Below are 15,865 nucleotides of genomic sequence, written 5' to 3' on the forward strand. Positions count from 1 at the left end.
CGGCATTGGAAAGTCATTTTCTGCCATTTGTGTTAAATTTTTGGCCTTAAATCGGATTTTTTCCGGTTTTTGTACAAAAATTTGACAACGAACTTTAAGGATAGTATCCATTTTAGTCCAAACCTATAAACCCGACAATGAAACCAATTTTCCACGTAACTCTTGCAGCCTCCCTGCTGCTCACCAATGTGCCCCTACACGCACAAACAAAACCGGCCCCGGTCATCTTTGATACGGACATGGGCAATGATACGGACGATGTATTGGCGCTTTCCATGCTGTATACCTATCACAAGGCACGCAAAATAGACCTGAAGGCGGTTACCATCAGCAAAGGCCATCCTTACGCGGTTACCTTCACAGACCTGATGAACCGCACCTATGGCCTGGGGCATATTCCGCTGGGCTATGTAGGCAACAATGGCCCTACGCCGGAGGCAGGCGGGTATAATATGCAAACGGTGAAATATACGGAGGAAGGCAGGGCCTTCTTTACCTATGACTCCACACTGGCAGAAAAAGTACCGGAAGCTTACAAATTGCAGCGCAAGGTGTTGGCCGCCGCGGCAGACGGATCTGTGATCATGATCGTAGTGGGCTTCTCCACCAATATTGCACGCCTGCTGCAATCCGGTGCGGATGAGTTCTCGCCGCTGGGCGGCCGGGAGCTGGTGGCTAAAAAGGTGAAGGCGCTGTATATGATGGCGGGTATGTTTGGCACCAAGCCCTTCCCGGAGTATAATGTAGTGAAAGATATTGCAGCGGCCCGTACCGTGTTTGAGCAATGGCCGGGGCAGATCATTGCCAGCGGATGGGAGGTAGGTTCCCGCCTGCATTTCCCCGCGCGTTCGCTGTTCCGCTATTACCCGCAGCTCTGGGAGCACCCGCTGGTGAACGCTTATTTCCACTACAAAAAAATGCCGTACAACCGGGAAACCTGGGACCTCACAAGCGTATTGCAGGCCATAGAACCGGGGAAACAATTCTTCCGGGAGTCTGCGCCGGGTACCATCCGCATTGAGGCGGACGGGAAGAGCACGTTCAGTGAAGGCGGCGGTGGCAAGCATCGTATCATGCTGCTGGATGAGGCGAAGATCAAGCCGGTTCTGGCTCGGTTTGAGGAAACGGTGGGCGGGAAGTATTGACCGGCTGGCGGAATTTGTTTATTTTAATACCTGATGTTTACTCCGTTATACAAATCCCTGCCATATGTTGCCGCCCTCTGCCTGCTGGGTTGCGCACAACCGGAAAACAGCGGCCGCAATGGACCGGTTATCCGCTTTGCGCACACAGAGGTTTTTACCATGGTGCGCGGAAATGATTCCACTTTGACGGCGGAAAACCAGTGGTTCAAAATCACCCCTTCGCCCAACGGCGTGATGAAGTGTGAGCTGTTCCTGCAATCTTACCAGAAGAAACAGAACCAGCGCACGCTTTCTTATTTCAGTACCGAACGGCTCCAGGACTCCAACCACGTGAACAAACGGCTCATCAGGGCGTTCAGGGATGTACCGCTGGAATTTACCGGCGGGGGCAAAGGCGGGCCGGTGGCGTTGCTGAATTACAATAGCCTGGCAGACCGTATCCGGCAGGATGCGGCGCTTGCCCGCTCATCGGCGGCCCGGTTTTACCTCGACAGTAACACGGTAAAAAAAATGATCAGCAGCTTTTTTATGGCGGATGCAGGCAGCTACCTGCTGAAGGAAATAGATACGGTAAAGGGGCTTGACAGGCCTGTTTCCATCCATGTAACTAAAAACAGTACCCAGGTGCTGGCAGATTCTGTCATTGTCAACATTGCCATGGAGCATGCGGAGGAAGAGAATGTATTATTGCAGCGGAACGTGCTGGCATCTGGCCGGCTGACGCGGTATTTGCGGGCAGATACAGGCACCGGCCTGCTTTATTCGGCACTGTTCCGGCACAGGATGCAGTGCCGCTTCCCGGAGAAAAATGACAGCATGTTGATCGTCAATACCAAAAGGATCATCAGGGTCTATAAGGCTTTTTAAGAGAAGGGTTCATAAAAAAGGGAGGCTTGCATCATGATGCAAGCCTCCCTTTTTTATGAACTAAACGCTTATTTCTTCTTCTGCTGAAATACCGTATCCTGCGGGTTTCCACCGGCCTTCAGGTAAGCCATCAAATCTCTCAGCTCTTCGGCATTCAACCGGTTGATCAGCCCCGGCAACATCACAGACACCTTGGACAGTTTGGTGCCAGTTACCTGGTCTTTCTCCAGCTCGCGCAGCGTTTGCGGGGAGAAAGGGTTCTGGGAAATATAGTATTTCTTGCCATCGTCATTCACCATTCTGCCCAGTACAGAGCTACCGTCTTTCATGGTGAACACGGTGGCGGCGTATTGGTCAGATACCGTTTTGCTGGGGTCTATGATCGCTTCCAGGATGTCTTTGGTGGTAAAGCGGGTACCCAGCTGCGTAAGGTCGGGGCCAGCGGTGCCGCCTTCGCCGCGCATGGTGTGGCAGGAGCTGCAGAGGGTAACGGCAAACATGGCTTTGCCCTGTTCGTAGTTACGGTTGCTGAGGCCGCTGTCTATCACGGCTACGGCTTCTTCCAGCTTCCACCTTCTTCCTGGGCCTTTCGGTTGAGGATAGCCGGCTGTGAGGCTGTTGCGGCCGTTTTTCACCAGGGAATCTCCGGAGATGCTGTTGAAATGGGCAAAGTCGTTTTTCGGCAGCAGGGCCAGCGCGTTCTTGCGGGCCATGTCAAGGAAACCGATGAAGCTGCGGCCGCCTTTGAAGCCGAAGGCGTTGGCAAACCATTTAAAGTAGGTTTCCTGCAACTCCGGCGTCCAGCCGGTTTGGGCCTGGCTCAGCACGGTAGCGTACCAGGTTTGCTGCATGGGCGGCATTTTGGCCAGCATGTCCGCAATATCAAGTCCGTACTGGGGGTTGCGCATGATGAGGTCTTCGGAGGAAGTGGCGGTTTTTTGCTCTTCCTTGTCATCTACGGCTTTCGCCATCAGGGCCATGGTTTTAGACACGGCGTCAGGCGCGTTGAGGTACACCAGCAGTTTGCTCAGGGAGCGGTTGAGGGCATTGTTGGCGGCGGGGTAATGGGGGTTGAGGTAGGCAATGAGCCGGGCCTGCTGCGCAGTATCGGGTTTGCCCATGCGGGTCATTACCAGTTCGGCGGCGCGCAGCAGGTCTATTTGCTGGGCGGCGCTGAGCTTGCCATAGTCTACTGTGAGCAGGCGGTTGAAGATGCTGTCTTTGAGCACGGGGGTACCCTGGCGGGCCAGGGCAATGCCGGTTTGTATGATGGTAACCGGGTCTGTTTCCGCCAGTGCGCGGCCCTGCCATTCGGCTACGGGCTGGTTTTCCAGCGCTATGCGGGCGGCAAAGCGGATAAAACGGTCTTCATGCTTCAAATAGGGCCAGGCCACATCTACGGCGCCGGCGCGGGGGCCGCCATGGTATTGCTCCAGCCTGCGGCGTACCTGTTGCGCGTCTGTGAGGGCGGGGGCTTTGAGGGGACTGTTATCTGCGGTATTGTCTTTATAGTATACACGGTACAGGTCTGATTCCAGGCGGCGGCCGCCGGTGAGGAAGTACATGGCGCCGTCAGGGCCAATTACACCATCTGTCAGCGGCAGGGGAGCGCCGGAAAGGAATTCTTCCGCGGTGGCTTTATAGCTGGCGCCGTCCGGCTCCAGGTGTACGGCGTAGATGATGCCGAAGCTCCAGTCAAACGCATAAATGGCTTTGCGGTATTTTTCGGGGAAGCGGGCATCTCTGCCTGATACTACGTTGGTGGGGGAACCCTGGCCAATGTTCAGGATAGCGGGCAGATTGTCCGGGTAGTTGGGAGACCATTTGGCCGTGCCGGGCCGCCAGCCGAACTCGCTGCCGCTGGTTACATGGCAGATGCGGGTAGGGCGGTACCAGGGCATGCCGAAGTCCCATTCCATATCGGAATCATACGTGAACAAGTCTCCTGATTCATTGAACGCAATATCGAAGGGGTTGCGGAAGCCTGAGCTGATCAGCTCCCAGTTGGAACCGGTAGAATCTATATGGGCCACCCAGCCGCCGTGGGAGTTCACGATCCTGTCGTGACCACCGGGGTCTTTGATCATGGGCAGCAGGTTATCTATGCTGTCTGTGGGTCGGCTGCGGTAGCTGTTCATTTCCGGTATGCGGGTGAAGTTGCCGGCCACTACATAGAGTGATTTTTTATCGGGACTGAAAATAATGCTGTGCGGGCCGTGCTCGCCTTCGCCTTTCAGCTCCTTGATCAGGGTGATCTTGTCAAACTGGTCGTCTCCGTCCGTATCCTGCAGGCGGTACAGACCGCTGCCCTGGTTGAACTTCTCGTCCTTGTTATGGTTTACCATCACATACAGGCTGTTGAAGGCATACAGCAGGCCTTGCGCGTAACCCATGGATACTTTGGAAGAGGTGTCCGTACCGATCTTCAGCCGTTCTGTGCTGAGTTTGGTGGTAGTGTCCCCAATGGCGGGTATGGTTACGCGGTAGAGGTAACCGAACTGGTCTGAAACGATCATGCGGCCTTTCGGGTCAAAGGTCATGGATACCCAGGAGCCCTGCATGCTGTCACCGGGACTGTACAAGTGCTCTGCGGTAAAGTTGTCAGGCAGTTTCAGTTTCTCCACCTTTGGATCTAGGGGCCCGGTCTTTTTGGGCTGTGTGGTACAGGCGGCCATGGTAACGGCTACCAGGGCCATTACAGATAACGGTCTAAGCATAGTTTGATGTTAAAGTGCTGTTTACGTGGATGCTCATAAAAAATGCGGGTATAAAATACGCTTTAAGATTTGTTTTTTATAGGGGGCGGCGTAAATATCTTTCTTCGCGGAACTGTTTGGGGGAGGTGCCCATCACCAGCTTGAAGGAGCGGGAGAAGCTGTATTGGTCTGTATACCCCATATCCTGCGCAATCTGTTTGATGCTCAGCCTGGTTTCTTTCAGCAGCTGGCTGGCTTTCTGTATTTTAAGAGAGGTGAAAAGCTGTATGGGCGAGTACCGTGTTTTTTCCTTGAACAGGGCGGAGAGGTAGGAGGCTGACAATTGTGTTTCACGGGCCAGGTCTGCCAGCGTGAGTTGCGTGTGCAGGTGTTGTTTCATGATAAGGATGCTTCTTTCAATAATATTGTCCGCGCCCTTTTTCATATAGTTGAACACCGTGAGGCGGAAGGTGCCCAGAAAACTGTAAAAACGGAAGTTGGCGTACAGCAGGTTCTCGATATTGTTCATCAGGTCCAGGTGGTGATGAATGTCATCAAACTGCGCAATGCGCCCAACCAGGGGCGGCACGGTACGCGGTGCGCCTTTTTTGTCTGTGGAGAGGTAAGCGTAGATCTCGTCTGCCAGCAGGCCGTTGAACTGGATGGTATACAGCCGCCAGGGATTTTTGGGATCGGCCCCCGCTGAAAAGGCCGTTTTTTTTGATATGATCACAAACTGGTTGGTCTTGACAGGAATACGACGCCCTGCATCGTACCAGCCCTTGCCGTGGGCGCAGTATAACAAGGTGTAGTTCGGGTTGCCTTTTGGCTGCTGCCAGCTACGGGGGCTGTTTTCCGGGGAAAATACCATTTCGGTGATATAGAGGTTTTTGCCCAGCGGATGTTTCTCCAGTTTCTTTTGCAGCTGCGGCGGTAATATCCAGTTGGTTTGCTGGAAGGCGGGAGAATTTGTCATAATTACAGTAATTTAAGCTATTCTTTTCATAACATTAAACATTGCGCGGGTGATTATTTTTGGCAAACTTCGCATTCATATTCCGCGTGACACTTTCAACGACTATGAGCCATCTGCCTTTAATTGATTTACTGGTTATTTTCATTTACCTCGTCAGTATGGTTCTGGTTGGGGTGTATTTTTCGAGGAAAAACAAAAATGCGGCGCAGTTCACTACAGCGTCAGGAACAATACCGGGCTGGGCGCTGGGCCTTTCCCTGTATGCTACTTTTTTAAGCAGCAATACGTTCCTGGGCGTGCCCGGCAAAGCATTCGGCAGTAACTGGAACGCTTTTGTATTCAGCCTGTCTATGCCGCTGGCGGCCTACATAGCCAGCCGGTACTTTGTACCATTCTACCGCAAGAGCGGGGAAGTGAGCGCCTACACGCACCTGGAGCACCGCTTCGGGGCCTGGGCCAGAACATACGCCATGGTGTGTTTTATATTGACGCAGCTGGCGCGGATGGGCTCCATCTTTTTTGGAGTGGCGCTGGCCTTGCAGGCCTTAACCGGGCTGGACATGAAAACCATCATGATCGTCACCGGCGCCTGTATTATTGTATATACTGTGCTAGGCGGCATGGAAGCAGTGATCTGGACGGAAGTGATACAGGGCCTCGTCAAAACGGCGGGAGCACTCATTATACTTGGCATCATTCTCTTTGAAATGAAAAACGGGCCTGGAGATATTATCCGGATAGGGGCGGCAGACCACAAGTTTGCGCTGGGCAGTTTTAACATCACTGACCTCAGCACCTCTACCTTCTGGGTGGTATTCCTGTACGGCTTTTTCATCAACCTTAACAACTTCGGCATGGACCAGAACTACGTGCAGCGCTACCACGCCGCCCGCAGTGAAAAAGAAGCTTCCCGCAGCATATGGCTGTGCGTGTACTGGTATGTGCCCGTGTCCCTGGCGTTCTTTTTCATCGGCACCGCGCTGTACGCCTACTTCCAGCAGCAGCCGGAATTGTTGCTGGCGGTGAAGCAGCAGGTAGCGCTGGAGCGGAACGTACCGGTTGATTCGCTGACGCCGGCAGACTATGGAGACAAGATACTGCCTTACTTCATGGTGGCCAAAGTGCCGAAAGGGCTGGTGGGCCTCATTATTGCGGCTATTCTCTCCGCCGCCATGAGCACCGTTTCCAGTGGTATGAACAGCTCTGCTACGGTATTCCTGAAAGACATTTACCAGCGTTATATCAACCCCGCGCCGGGGCCGAAAAAAGAAATGAAGGTGCTTTACATCACCACCACGCTCACCGGCATCATCGCCATCGGTTTTGGTATGGCCATGATAGGGGTGAAGAGCGTGCTGGACATCTGGTGGGAGCTTTCCGGCATCTTTGCCGGCGGCATGCTGGGGCTGTTTTTGCTGGGTGTGGTATCCAGGGCAAAGAATACGGAAGCAGTGGCGGCTACATTGATCGGCATAGTGGTGATACTGTGGATGTCTTTATCCAAATACCTTCCCCAAAGCTGGCAGCACCTCAAAAGTCCCATGCATGTGAACATGGTCATTGTGGTGGGCACCCTGTCCATTTTCCTGGCAGGCACACTGTTTACGCGGCTGAAGCGGGCGCTGGTGAAAACATGAATTTGTACCATTTAATCATAAAACGGCTATTTATGCAAAAGAAGTTTGTGCCTGTGATGATAACCCCCTACAACCTGAAAGCGAAAATAGATTTCGGGGTGGTGGAGAATCTGATCGACTTTTACCTGGCCGCCGGCGTGAAGGGTTTTTTCGCTAATTGTCTTTCTTCGGAAATGTACAGCATCAGTGAAGATGAGCGGCTGGAGCTGACACGGCATGTGGTGAATTACGTGAACGGCCGTGTGCCCATAGTGGCCACGGGCTCCTTCGGCCTCACCATTGAAGACAAGGCGGAGTTCGTTAAAAAGATAGCAGATACGGGCATAGATTCCGTGATACTGATCACCGGCCATTTTGCGCATGTTGATGAGCCTGATGACATATTATGGGAGCGCTTCCACCAGCTCTTCACCCTTACGGGTGATATACCGCTGGGCCTCTATGAATGTCCCGCGCCTTACAAACGCATTATTTCCCCGGAGATATTAAAACGGCTGCTGGACACCAACCGGCTGAACTATCATAAAGACACGTCTTGCAACGTAGACAGCGTGCGGCAGAAGCTGGCCATTGCCGCGGGCAGCAAGCTGGAGTTCTATGATGCGCATACGCCCAACGCGGTAGCGTCTTTGCAGATGGGAGCGGCGGGCATGTCTTCCATTTCCGGCAACTTTTACCCGGAAATACTGGTATGGCTGTGCCAGCACGCCAATGATCCTGACAGGCAGGAAGACGTGGCCTGGATACAGGCGGAGCTGCAGCGTGTAGACCCGCTGATACACATTGCTTACCCGATGAGCGCCAAGTACTTCCTGCAGCTGCGCGGGCTGCCGGTGCGCACCATCAGTCGCGCCCACGTGCTGGAGCTGACGCCGGAGCAGAAGGAAGTGCTCAATAATATTTACCAGGATTTCAGGAGGTGGTGTAAACGCCTCAACATCAGGGAGGTGGCAACGGAGGCGGCTGCGTACCATTAATTCATCGTTATTCCTGCGCGGGAAGTATTGCCGGGTGATTTTTTGTTTGTAGTTTGGAACGCCGATTGCTATTCCCTAATCCTTGCTGCATATGACCAACTTGCATATTCCGCTACAAGATGAACACACGCTCTGGACAAAGCTCCGGGAGGGTGACCGGGATGCTTTTGGCGAAGTGTACCGGCGGTATTTCCCGCTGCTGTTCCGGTACTGCATCCGGTTCACGGATAACCGCCCGCTGGTAAAAGACGTGCTGCAGGATTTTTTTACGCAACTTTACCTCAAACGGCAAACGCTCGCCGTGCCGGAGCGCCCCAAAAGTTACCTGCTGGTATCTGCCCGCCGGGAGCTGGTGCGCAGGCTTGGGAAGGAAACGCGCCATGCCGGCGAGACCCTGCACGCAGAGGCCTATGATTTCAGTCTTGAGCTTTCCGCGGAAAACCTCCTCATCAACCGCCAGCATGAAGAAAGAACGGCGCGCCAGCTGCAGCGCAGCCTTTACCTGTTAACAGACCGGCAGAAAGAAGCTATCTACCTCCGCTTTTATGAAAGCATGAGCTATGATGAAATAGCCGGCATTATGCAGATGAAAGAAGTGAAATACGCCAGAACGCTGGTGTACAGGGCTATTACAGAGTTAAAGGCCGTGCTGGAAAAAGACGGCCACCTGCTGGCAGGGCATTGACGGCGTCATTTTTTTGATGGGTATGTGTTAGTGCGTATGCACTCAGAAAACGATTTTGCCTTTGTATACAAGTGATTTGACTGCGGGAATACGTGCAACGGCTTCGGCAGAGCAACTGGCGTCTACCAGCACCAGGTCTGCATCGTCACCCGCTTTAGGCCATTGCTGTACCCCATTGTCATCTAAAGGCACCGGCCCGGCTGTTGCCAGCTTTAGCATTCTTGACAAGCCGAACTCCGTGCTATAGCCGTATAGCTGCGCCGCCAGGTTGGCTTTTGCCAGCACGCTGCCTGTGCCGAAAGTGTTCCAGTGGTCTATAATGCTGTCGTTCCCCGTCAATACTTTCACATTGTGCTTTAACAAGGTGGGAATGGGCATGATGAGACCGCCGAAAGGTATGGTGGATGCAATGCCTATCTGCGCGGCACTCAGCTTTTCCGCTATTTCTTCCTGTTTAGGTTTATCCAGCCTGCCCAGCACAAAGCAGTGGCTCAGGTAGGTTTTCCCTTTCAAGGCAGGGTTTTCGTTCACCTTGCTGATCAGGTATTCCACGGTTTTCAGGCCGGACTCGCCCGATTCGTGCAGGTGGATGTCTATGCCTTTGCCATTGTCCAGGGCCAATTGTACAGTAAAGTCAATCGTCTTTTCAATGGCTCCGTCTATGGTGTAGGGATCTAACCCGCCGATGAAGTCTATGCCGGATTTGGCGGCTTCTTTCAAGAAGGGTACGGTATCTGTATAGAACACCCCATGCTGCGGGAATGCTACCAGTTCAGCGCCAAACGTGTTTTTCCTGTTCTCCAGGGCTGTCTGGAGGTTTTTGAGAGATGCCAGCCGCGATGTTGGCTCAATGTTGACATGGCTGCGGGCAAAAGAGGTGCCCTTTGACTGCAGCAGCTCTATCAGTTTCTCCGCCCTGAAAGTGGAGGTTTTCAGCATGTCAGGCAGAATCTTTTGCTCCAGGGCTATCATTCCCTTTACGCCGCCTGTTCTTTTCCTGACCGCTTGCCAGGGGCCGCCGTAAAAGGTTTTATCCAGGTGGATGTGCATGTCCCTGAACGAAGGGAGCATAAGCATGCCCCCGGCATCAATAGCCTTAGCGGGCGGCTGGCCGGCGCTGATTTGCTTTATTTTGCCGTTTTCAATGTCAATGGAAAAAAGCCCCGTTCTGGTGGCAATCACTTCATCGTTCTCATACTCAAAGCCGGTTTCCAGGCGAACGTTCTTCAGCGTGTAGCTGGTCCCGCTCGTTACATGTTTCTTTTGGGACTGCGCGTTGAGCGCATCCGGTACCAATGTTAGTCCTGCAAGTCCGAGGGTGGAGTTTTTAAGAAAGTCTTTACGTGATATGGCGGGCTGGTTCATGCTGTTGCTTGTTATTGTTTGCAAAAGTACGCCGCCTGCCGCATGGAATGCGTGCGGTATTTCTGCCATTCCTTGTAAGATTTATCACTTTTCCCGGAAGGCGGTAGGGGTGAGGCCGGTCTGGCTTTTGAAGAAGTTGGAGAAATAGGCATGGTCTGCAAAGCCCAGTTGGAAGGCAATTTCCTTAATGGACAGGCTGGTGCCCTGGAGCAGCCGCTTGGCCTCTGTGCATACCCGTTGCTGTATGAGCTGCGTGGCGGATACTTTCAGGTGCTTTTTGCAAAGGATGTTCAGGTAATTGGCGGAGATATGCAGCTGTTCCGCATAAAAGGCCACCAGCTTCTGCTCCTTGAAGAATTTATCTATAAGCAGATTGAAGGTGGCCAGCCTGGGGTTAGACTGGTATACCCTGAATTCCGCGAAGGCATTTTCAGCTTCCTTGCTCACAATGGCAGCAATTACCGCCGCCCGCGCACTGATCAGCTGCCGGAGGGAGTTTTGCGCTTTCAGCTCGTCACGGATGGCGTTAAATTCATAATGCAGCAGCCTGAAAGCGCTTTCCGTCAGCTGAATGACAGGATGGTTCTGGTAATTGGTGAATGAAAAACGGAAGTAAGGCGCAAACTGCTCCAGGAATGCTTTTTCTATCATCAGCTGGTAGCCTACAGACCCGCTTTTGATGTCCCACGTATGTACCTGGCCCGGAAACAGGATGTGTATCTGGCGGTTGCCCACCCGGTGATCTACTGAATCTATGGTATGTACGCCCTGCGCCTGCTCAAACAGCACAATAACAAAAAAATCGTGCTTGTGTGGGTGATCGATATGTTTTTCACCATACAGGTAATTAAACAGCAGCTCCTCTCTTCCTGCTTCCTGGCCTTCCCTGAAACCATGAAGGCTGATGACGGGAATTAGCGGTTCCATAAATAAATATTCATGTCATTTTAACAAGTATGTGGAAAGGTAAGTTTTTTATAAAAAAAGGGGCATTCCCTGAGGGTATTTCACCTATCTGTTGCCTCCTATATACAGATACACGAGCAATATGACGAATTACAGGCAATTTGAAGCTGCGGATTTTGTTGCGGACACCTCTTTCCAGGCCTGGGTGCAGCACGGCAGTAACCAAGAGTTCTGGGCCGGCTGGCAGGCCGCCAACCCAGACAAGGCACAGGCCATTGCAACCGCCAGGGAGCTGGTGCTGGCCCTGCGTTTTCATTCAACGGAAGTTGACCCGGCTGAAATGGAAGCAGTTATGAGCAATATTGACCAGGCGCTTGACCAGGCTAAAAAAAATAACTCCACTGCGCGGCGGCGGCTGATGTATGTTATATCAGCGGCGGCGGCCTCATTGATATTAGGGCTGCTTTTCCTGTGGCCATCTTCATCAGACACCGTTACCATAACCACCGCATTTGCTGAAACCAGGGAAGTTGTGCTGCCAGACGGCTCGCGGGTGATGCTGAATGCCAACTCCAGCCTGCATTATCAAAAATCCTGGTCAGCCTCCCGAGAAAGGGAGGTGATGTTGAACGGGGAGGCCTTTTTTAAGGTCACCTCCCAACCTTCCGGCCTGCACCCCAAATTCAGGGTGCGTACGCCACTGGCCAGCATGGAAGTGCTGGGAACAGCCTTTAACGTGCATAACCGGCGGGGCGCGGTAACCGTGGTGCTGGAAGAAGGCAAGGTGAAGATGAACGATATGGATATGACACCGGGAGACCTGGTGACCGTTTCTTCCGCAGGGAGCGAGCGCCGGAAGGTAAACCCGGCCAGGTTCCTGGCCTGGAAAGACCACCAGCTGGTATTTGAGAACGAACCGCTTTCATCCATTGCAGACATGCTGGAAGATACTTATGGCTATACCGTACAGTTCCGGAAAACCGCTGCAAAAGACCTGCGGCTCACCGGCACTTATCCCGATAACCAGATAGGCCTGCTGTTCTCTGCCATGCGGGAAGTGCATGGCGTAACAGTAAAGCAGCGAGATTCAACCATCGTTATTGAATAAGATTATTTAAAAACTACCGTTATGCAAAAGAGCTTTACAAAGTTTATCGCTCCATTTCTGGTGATGTTGGTTTTGTGCGGTCCACTGGCCTTGCAGGCACAGGGAACGTTTGTGCGCGGCGCTGAGAGAAGCGCCGGCAAGGTGGCACTGCTGAAGGTGCTCACCGGCCTCGAAGCCCGCTTCAAGGTGCATTTCAGTTATAATTATGAACAGATAGCCAACAAGTACGTAGCCGCCAGCAGCGCCGGAGACCTGGAGCAGCAGCTGGACCGGATGCTGCCGCCCGTGGGCCTCACCGCGGTGAAGCTGGGAGAGGGGGCTTACGCCATCCGCCCGCGGGCCGCTGCCGCAGAGCCGAAAGCAGCTGCGCCCAAAGTGGTTGACCTGGCGGTAAGAGGCCAGGTAACGGACGACCAGGGGCAGGGCATACCCGGTGTGAGCGTTCAGGAAAAAGGCACCAGCAATGGTACCGCTACAGACGGCAACGGCCGCTTCAACATCCGCGTGGCCGGCGCCAATTCCATTCTTGTGTTCAGCTCCGTAGGTTTTGTGACCAGGGAAGTGGCCGCCGGGAATGGCAACCTTGCCATAAGACTTTCGCAGGATGTGCGGAGCCTGGAAGGGGTGGTAGTGACGGCGTTGGGGATCAAGCGGCAGGAGAAGGCGCTGGGTTATTCCATTGCTACGCTGGACGCTGAAAAGATCGCCACCGTAAAAGATGTGAATGTTGTGAATTCGCTCTCCGGCAAGGTGACCGGCGTGAACGTAAGGGCTACCAGCTCTGATCCAGGCGCTACCGTACTGGTAAATATCCGCGGGCAAAGCCGTTTTGGGGACGCCTCCAAGAACCAGCCGCTGTATGTGGTAGACGGGGTGCCCATTGCCGGCGCGGTACGCAACCCGAGGCAGCCGGTGGGCCAGTCTGTGGTAGACTATGGCAGCACTGCTTCTGATATCAATCCCGATGATATTGCCAGTGTTACCGTACTGAAAGGCGCCAGCGCTTCAGCGCTGTACGGCAGCCGGGCCATCAACGGCGTGGTGCTCATTACCACCAAATCAGGCAGCGGCGCCAAAAAGGGATTGGGCGTGAGTGTCAACTCCAGCGCCATGTTTGACCAGGCATGGCTTTTCCCCAACTTCCAAAACGAGTTTGGGGCGGGAGACAGGCCCGGTTCAAATGAAACCATTTCGCCCGCCACATGGGGCCCCAGGATGGACATCGGTACCAAGCACATTCAGTGGGATAGCCCGCTGGATGCCAACGGCAACCCTATTCCTACAGACTGGGTATCTTATCCCAACCGGCACAAAGATTTTTATAGAACAGGTGTTACCCTCACCAATAACATTGCCATTACCGGCAATAACAAAGACGGGCACTTCCGTCTTTCCTACACCAACCTCATGAACGAGGGAATTATTCCCAATACAGACTTGAAGCGTAATACGCTGAATGTGGCCGCGGGCTACAACCTCAGCTCCAAAGTAAGGGTGAGCACCAACGTAGGCTATACGAAGAACAAAAGCGGCAACCGCCCCACGTTTAACCGCGGCAGTGTAGGTAACATTGTATATACCACTACTCCCAATGTGAACATCAAAAAGCTGCGCAACTACTGGATGCCCGGCAAGGAAGGGCTGGAGCAGTTCACGCATCTGCCCGGGGATATGGACAACCCGTATTTTGTGGCTTACCAGTTCATCAATGCTTATGACAGGGATCGCCTTACAGGAAACGTAACCGTAAACATAGATATTACCAAAGACCTTTCGCTGATGGCGAGAACGGGCCTCGACATGTTTTCCGAGTTCCGTGAAAGCAAGCGCCCCTTTGGCTCCATCCGCAACCCTACGGGCGCTTACGCTGTTGAAACCGAAACTTTCCGCGAACAGAACACAGACTTCCTGCTTACGTATAAAAAGAACCTGAACACAGACTGGTTCGTATCAGTGTCAGCCGGCGCCAACCGCATGGACCAAAGCGGCACCAGCACTGTACAGTCATCTGAAAGCCTGGTGATGCCGGGGCTTTACAACATTTCCAATGCCAAAGCCGGTACCGTGTTCAACAACTCTTGGCGTCAGCGTAAGCGTATCAATAGCGTGCTGGGTATGGGACAAATAGCGTATAAGAACTATGCATTTCTTGACCTGACGGCGCGGAATGACTGGAGCAGCACCCTGCCCACGTCTCATAATTCCTATTTCTATCCCTCGGCCAGCCTCAGCCTGATACTGTCAGACATGCTCAAGGTAAGCTCCGGCGCGCTCAGCTATGCAAAGCTTCGGGCCAACTGGGCGCAGGTAGGTGATGATACCGATCCTTACCAGTTGTACAACACCTATGGCTTCGGGCAGGATTGGGGAGAAGTGAAAAGGGCCAACATGCAGTTCGGCTTGAAAAACAATCTGCTGAAACCGCTCATGGCCACTTCCTATGAATTCGGTACAGACCTGCGCTTCTTTAACGGCAGGCTGGGATTCGACTTCACTTATTACAACACCATGATCCGCAACCAGATCGTGAACATACCGTCCACTATGGCATCGGGCTACAGCTCCAAGCTGATCAACGCCGGCAAGGTGCAGAACCAGGGCTTTGAAATAGGCTTGTCAGGTACGCCGGTACAAGGGGCCCTAACCTGGGACGTGAACGTGAACTTCACCCGCAACCGCAACAAGATCATAAAGCTGACGGATGGTTTGACCAGCTATCTCGACGGAGGCGCGGAAGGTGTGCAATATGAAATCAGGGAGGGCCAGCAACTGGGCGATTTTTATGCCCGTACCTGGGCTACCGTACCAGACGGCCCATACAAGGGTGAGCCGCTGCTTGACAGTGACGGCAGCAACCAGCGCCTGAATGAATACATGAAGATCGGGAACTACAACCCTGACTTTATGGTGGGTATCACCAATACCTTCCGGTTCAAGAACTTTACCTTGAACGCGCTGATAGACTGGCGGCAGGGCGGCGAATTTTATTCTTACGTGGCCAAGAACCTGCTGAGCGATGGGCGCACCACCACCACGCTGCGCGGCCGCGACCCGCAAACCGGTGGCATTGCCTGGAAGGACGCCGACGGCAACGAGCGTACAGACGGTATGATTCTGCATGGGTATATTGAAGATGGCGCGGGTGGTTACAAGCTGAACACAAAAGTGACGGACCCTGAAAACTATTACGGTGAATACTATTGGGATTACAATAGCCGGTCTACCTTCGATGCCTCTTACGTGAAGCTGCGCGAAGTGTCACTTACCTATTTGCTGAACCAGAAGGCATTGGGCCGTCTGCCTGTTTCCAACGTATCTTTTGCGCTGATTGCCCGCAACCTGTTTACCTGGACGGCGGCAGAACAGGGATATGACCCGGAAACGTCCATGACCATTTCCAACGGCCGGTTCTCTCCAGGCGTTACCAGCTGGGGCATGCCTTACACGCGTTCCTTCGGTTTCAAGCTCGGGTTTAATTTCTAACACATTAACTATCTCCGCTT

At 53.2% G+C, this 15,865-nt stretch carries 11 protein-coding genes; 7 read left to right on the plus strand and 4 right to left on the minus strand.

Annotation, left to right across the window (positions count from 1 at the left end; all coding sequences use genetic code 11):
- Positions 1–137 precede the first annotated feature (137 nt).
- The gene (locus tag ABDW36_RS22920; protein WP_343704266.1) at positions 138–1,145 is read left to right on the plus strand and encodes a nucleoside hydrolase; all 1,008 of its coding nucleotides are present in this window, start codon (positions 138–140) and stop codon (positions 1,143–1,145) included.
- A gap of 33 nt (positions 1,146–1,178) precedes the next feature.
- Positions 1,179–2,012, plus strand: a complete 834-nt coding sequence (locus ABDW36_RS22925) for a hypothetical protein (RefSeq protein WP_343704267.1) — start codon at positions 1,179–1,181, stop codon at positions 2,010–2,012.
- 68 nt (positions 2,013–2,080) lie between these two features.
- Here the strand turns inward: ABDW36_RS22925 and ABDW36_RS22930 are convergent, their stop codons facing one another.
- Complete coding sequence (locus ABDW36_RS22930) at positions 2,081–4,729, minus strand: c-type cytochrome (RefSeq protein WP_343704268.1); 2,649 nt, start codon at positions 4,727–4,729, stop codon at positions 2,081–2,083.
- Between the two features lie 76 nt (positions 4,730–4,805).
- Positions 4,806–5,684 carry an AraC family transcriptional regulator gene (locus tag ABDW36_RS22935; RefSeq protein ID WP_343704269.1) on the minus strand — a complete coding sequence of 293 codons (879 nt, stop codon included), beginning with the start codon at positions 5,682–5,684 and terminating at the stop codon, positions 4,806–4,808.
- A 158-nt stretch (positions 5,685–5,842) separates the two neighbouring features.
- Here ABDW36_RS22935 and ABDW36_RS22940 point away from each other — a divergent pair, with 158 nt between their 5' ends.
- From ABDW36_RS22940 to ABDW36_RS22950, 3 genes are all read left to right on the plus strand, one after another.
- On the plus strand, positions 5,843–7,321 hold the full coding sequence (locus tag ABDW36_RS22940; protein WP_343704270.1) for a sodium:solute symporter: 1,479 nt from the start codon (positions 5,843–5,845) through the stop codon (positions 7,319–7,321).
- 32 nt (positions 7,322–7,353) lie between these two features.
- Positions 7,354–8,298 carry a dihydrodipicolinate synthase family protein gene (locus ABDW36_RS22945; protein ID WP_343704271.1) on the plus strand — a complete coding sequence of 315 codons (945 nt, stop codon included), beginning with the start codon at positions 7,354–7,356 and terminating at the stop codon, positions 8,296–8,298.
- A 91-nt stretch (positions 8,299–8,389) separates the two neighbouring features.
- A complete protein-coding gene (locus tag ABDW36_RS22950) occupies positions 8,390–8,983 on the plus strand; it encodes an RNA polymerase sigma factor (protein WP_343704272.1) in 594 nt (197 codons plus the stop codon).
- Positions 8,984–9,025: 42 nt separating this feature from the next.
- Here the strand turns inward: ABDW36_RS22950 and ABDW36_RS22955 are convergent, their stop codons facing one another.
- Positions 9,026–10,417, minus strand: coding sequence for an amidohydrolase (locus tag ABDW36_RS22955; RefSeq protein ID WP_343704273.1), 1,392 nt, complete (start codon positions 10,415–10,417; stop codon positions 9,026–9,028).
- 15 nt (positions 10,418–10,432) lie between these two features.
- Positions 10,433–11,275: a helix-turn-helix domain-containing protein gene (locus ABDW36_RS22960; RefSeq protein WP_343704274.1), complete on the minus strand. Its 843-nt coding sequence runs from the start codon at positions 11,273–11,275 to the stop codon at positions 10,433–10,435.
- A gap of 121 nt (positions 11,276–11,396) precedes the next feature.
- On the opposite strand from ABDW36_RS22960, the gene ABDW36_RS22965 reads away from it, so the two are divergent.
- Together ABDW36_RS22965 and ABDW36_RS22970 are read left to right on the plus strand one after the other, a co-directional pair.
- On the plus strand, positions 11,397–12,362 hold the full coding sequence (locus ABDW36_RS22965) for a FecR domain-containing protein (protein ID WP_343704275.1): 966 nt from the start codon (positions 11,397–11,399) through the stop codon (positions 12,360–12,362).
- 21 nt (positions 12,363–12,383) lie between these two features.
- On the plus strand, positions 12,384–15,845 hold the full coding sequence (locus ABDW36_RS22970) for a SusC/RagA family TonB-linked outer membrane protein (protein WP_343704276.1): 3,462 nt from the start codon (positions 12,384–12,386) through the stop codon (positions 15,843–15,845).
- The last annotated feature ends 20 nt before the right edge of the window (positions 15,846–15,865 follow it).

The organism is Chitinophaga sp., assembly GCF_039596455.1.
Lineage (GTDB): Bacteria > Bacteroidota > Bacteroidia > Chitinophagales > Chitinophagaceae > Chitinophaga.

Bases quoted from the DNA above. Each gene is read 5' to 3' on its own strand.
- ABDW36_RS22920 (WP_343704266.1), top strand. From the start codon at position 138: ATGAAACCAATTTTCCACGTAACTCTTGCAGCCTCCCTGCTGCTCACC.
- ABDW36_RS22925 (WP_343704267.1), top strand. From the start codon at position 1,179: ATGTTTACTCCGTTATACAAATCCCTGCCATATGTTGCCGCCCTCTGC.
- ABDW36_RS22930 (WP_343704268.1), bottom strand. From the start codon at position 4,729: ATGCTTAGACCGTTATCTGTAATGGCCCTGGTAGCCGTTACCATGGCC.
- ABDW36_RS22935 (WP_343704269.1), bottom strand. From the start codon at position 5,684: ATGACAAATTCTCCCGCCTTCCAGCAAACCAACTGGATATTACCGCCG.
- ABDW36_RS22940 (WP_343704270.1), top strand. From the start codon at position 5,843: ATGGTTCTGGTTGGGGTGTATTTTTCGAGGAAAAACAAAAATGCGGCG.
- ABDW36_RS22945 (WP_343704271.1), top strand. From the start codon at position 7,354: ATGCAAAAGAAGTTTGTGCCTGTGATGATAACCCCCTACAACCTGAAA.
- ABDW36_RS22950 (WP_343704272.1), top strand. From the start codon at position 8,390: ATGACCAACTTGCATATTCCGCTACAAGATGAACACACGCTCTGGACA.
- ABDW36_RS22955 (WP_343704273.1), bottom strand. From the start codon at position 10,417: ATGGCAGAAATACCGCACGCATTCCATGCGGCAGGCGGCGTACTTTTG.
- ABDW36_RS22960 (WP_343704274.1), bottom strand. From the start codon at position 11,275: ATGGAACCGCTAATTCCCGTCATCAGCCTTCATGGTTTCAGGGAAGGC.
- ABDW36_RS22965 (WP_343704275.1), top strand. From the start codon at position 11,397: ATGACGAATTACAGGCAATTTGAAGCTGCGGATTTTGTTGCGGACACC.
- ABDW36_RS22970 (WP_343704276.1), top strand. From the start codon at position 12,384: ATGCAAAAGAGCTTTACAAAGTTTATCGCTCCATTTCTGGTGATGTTG.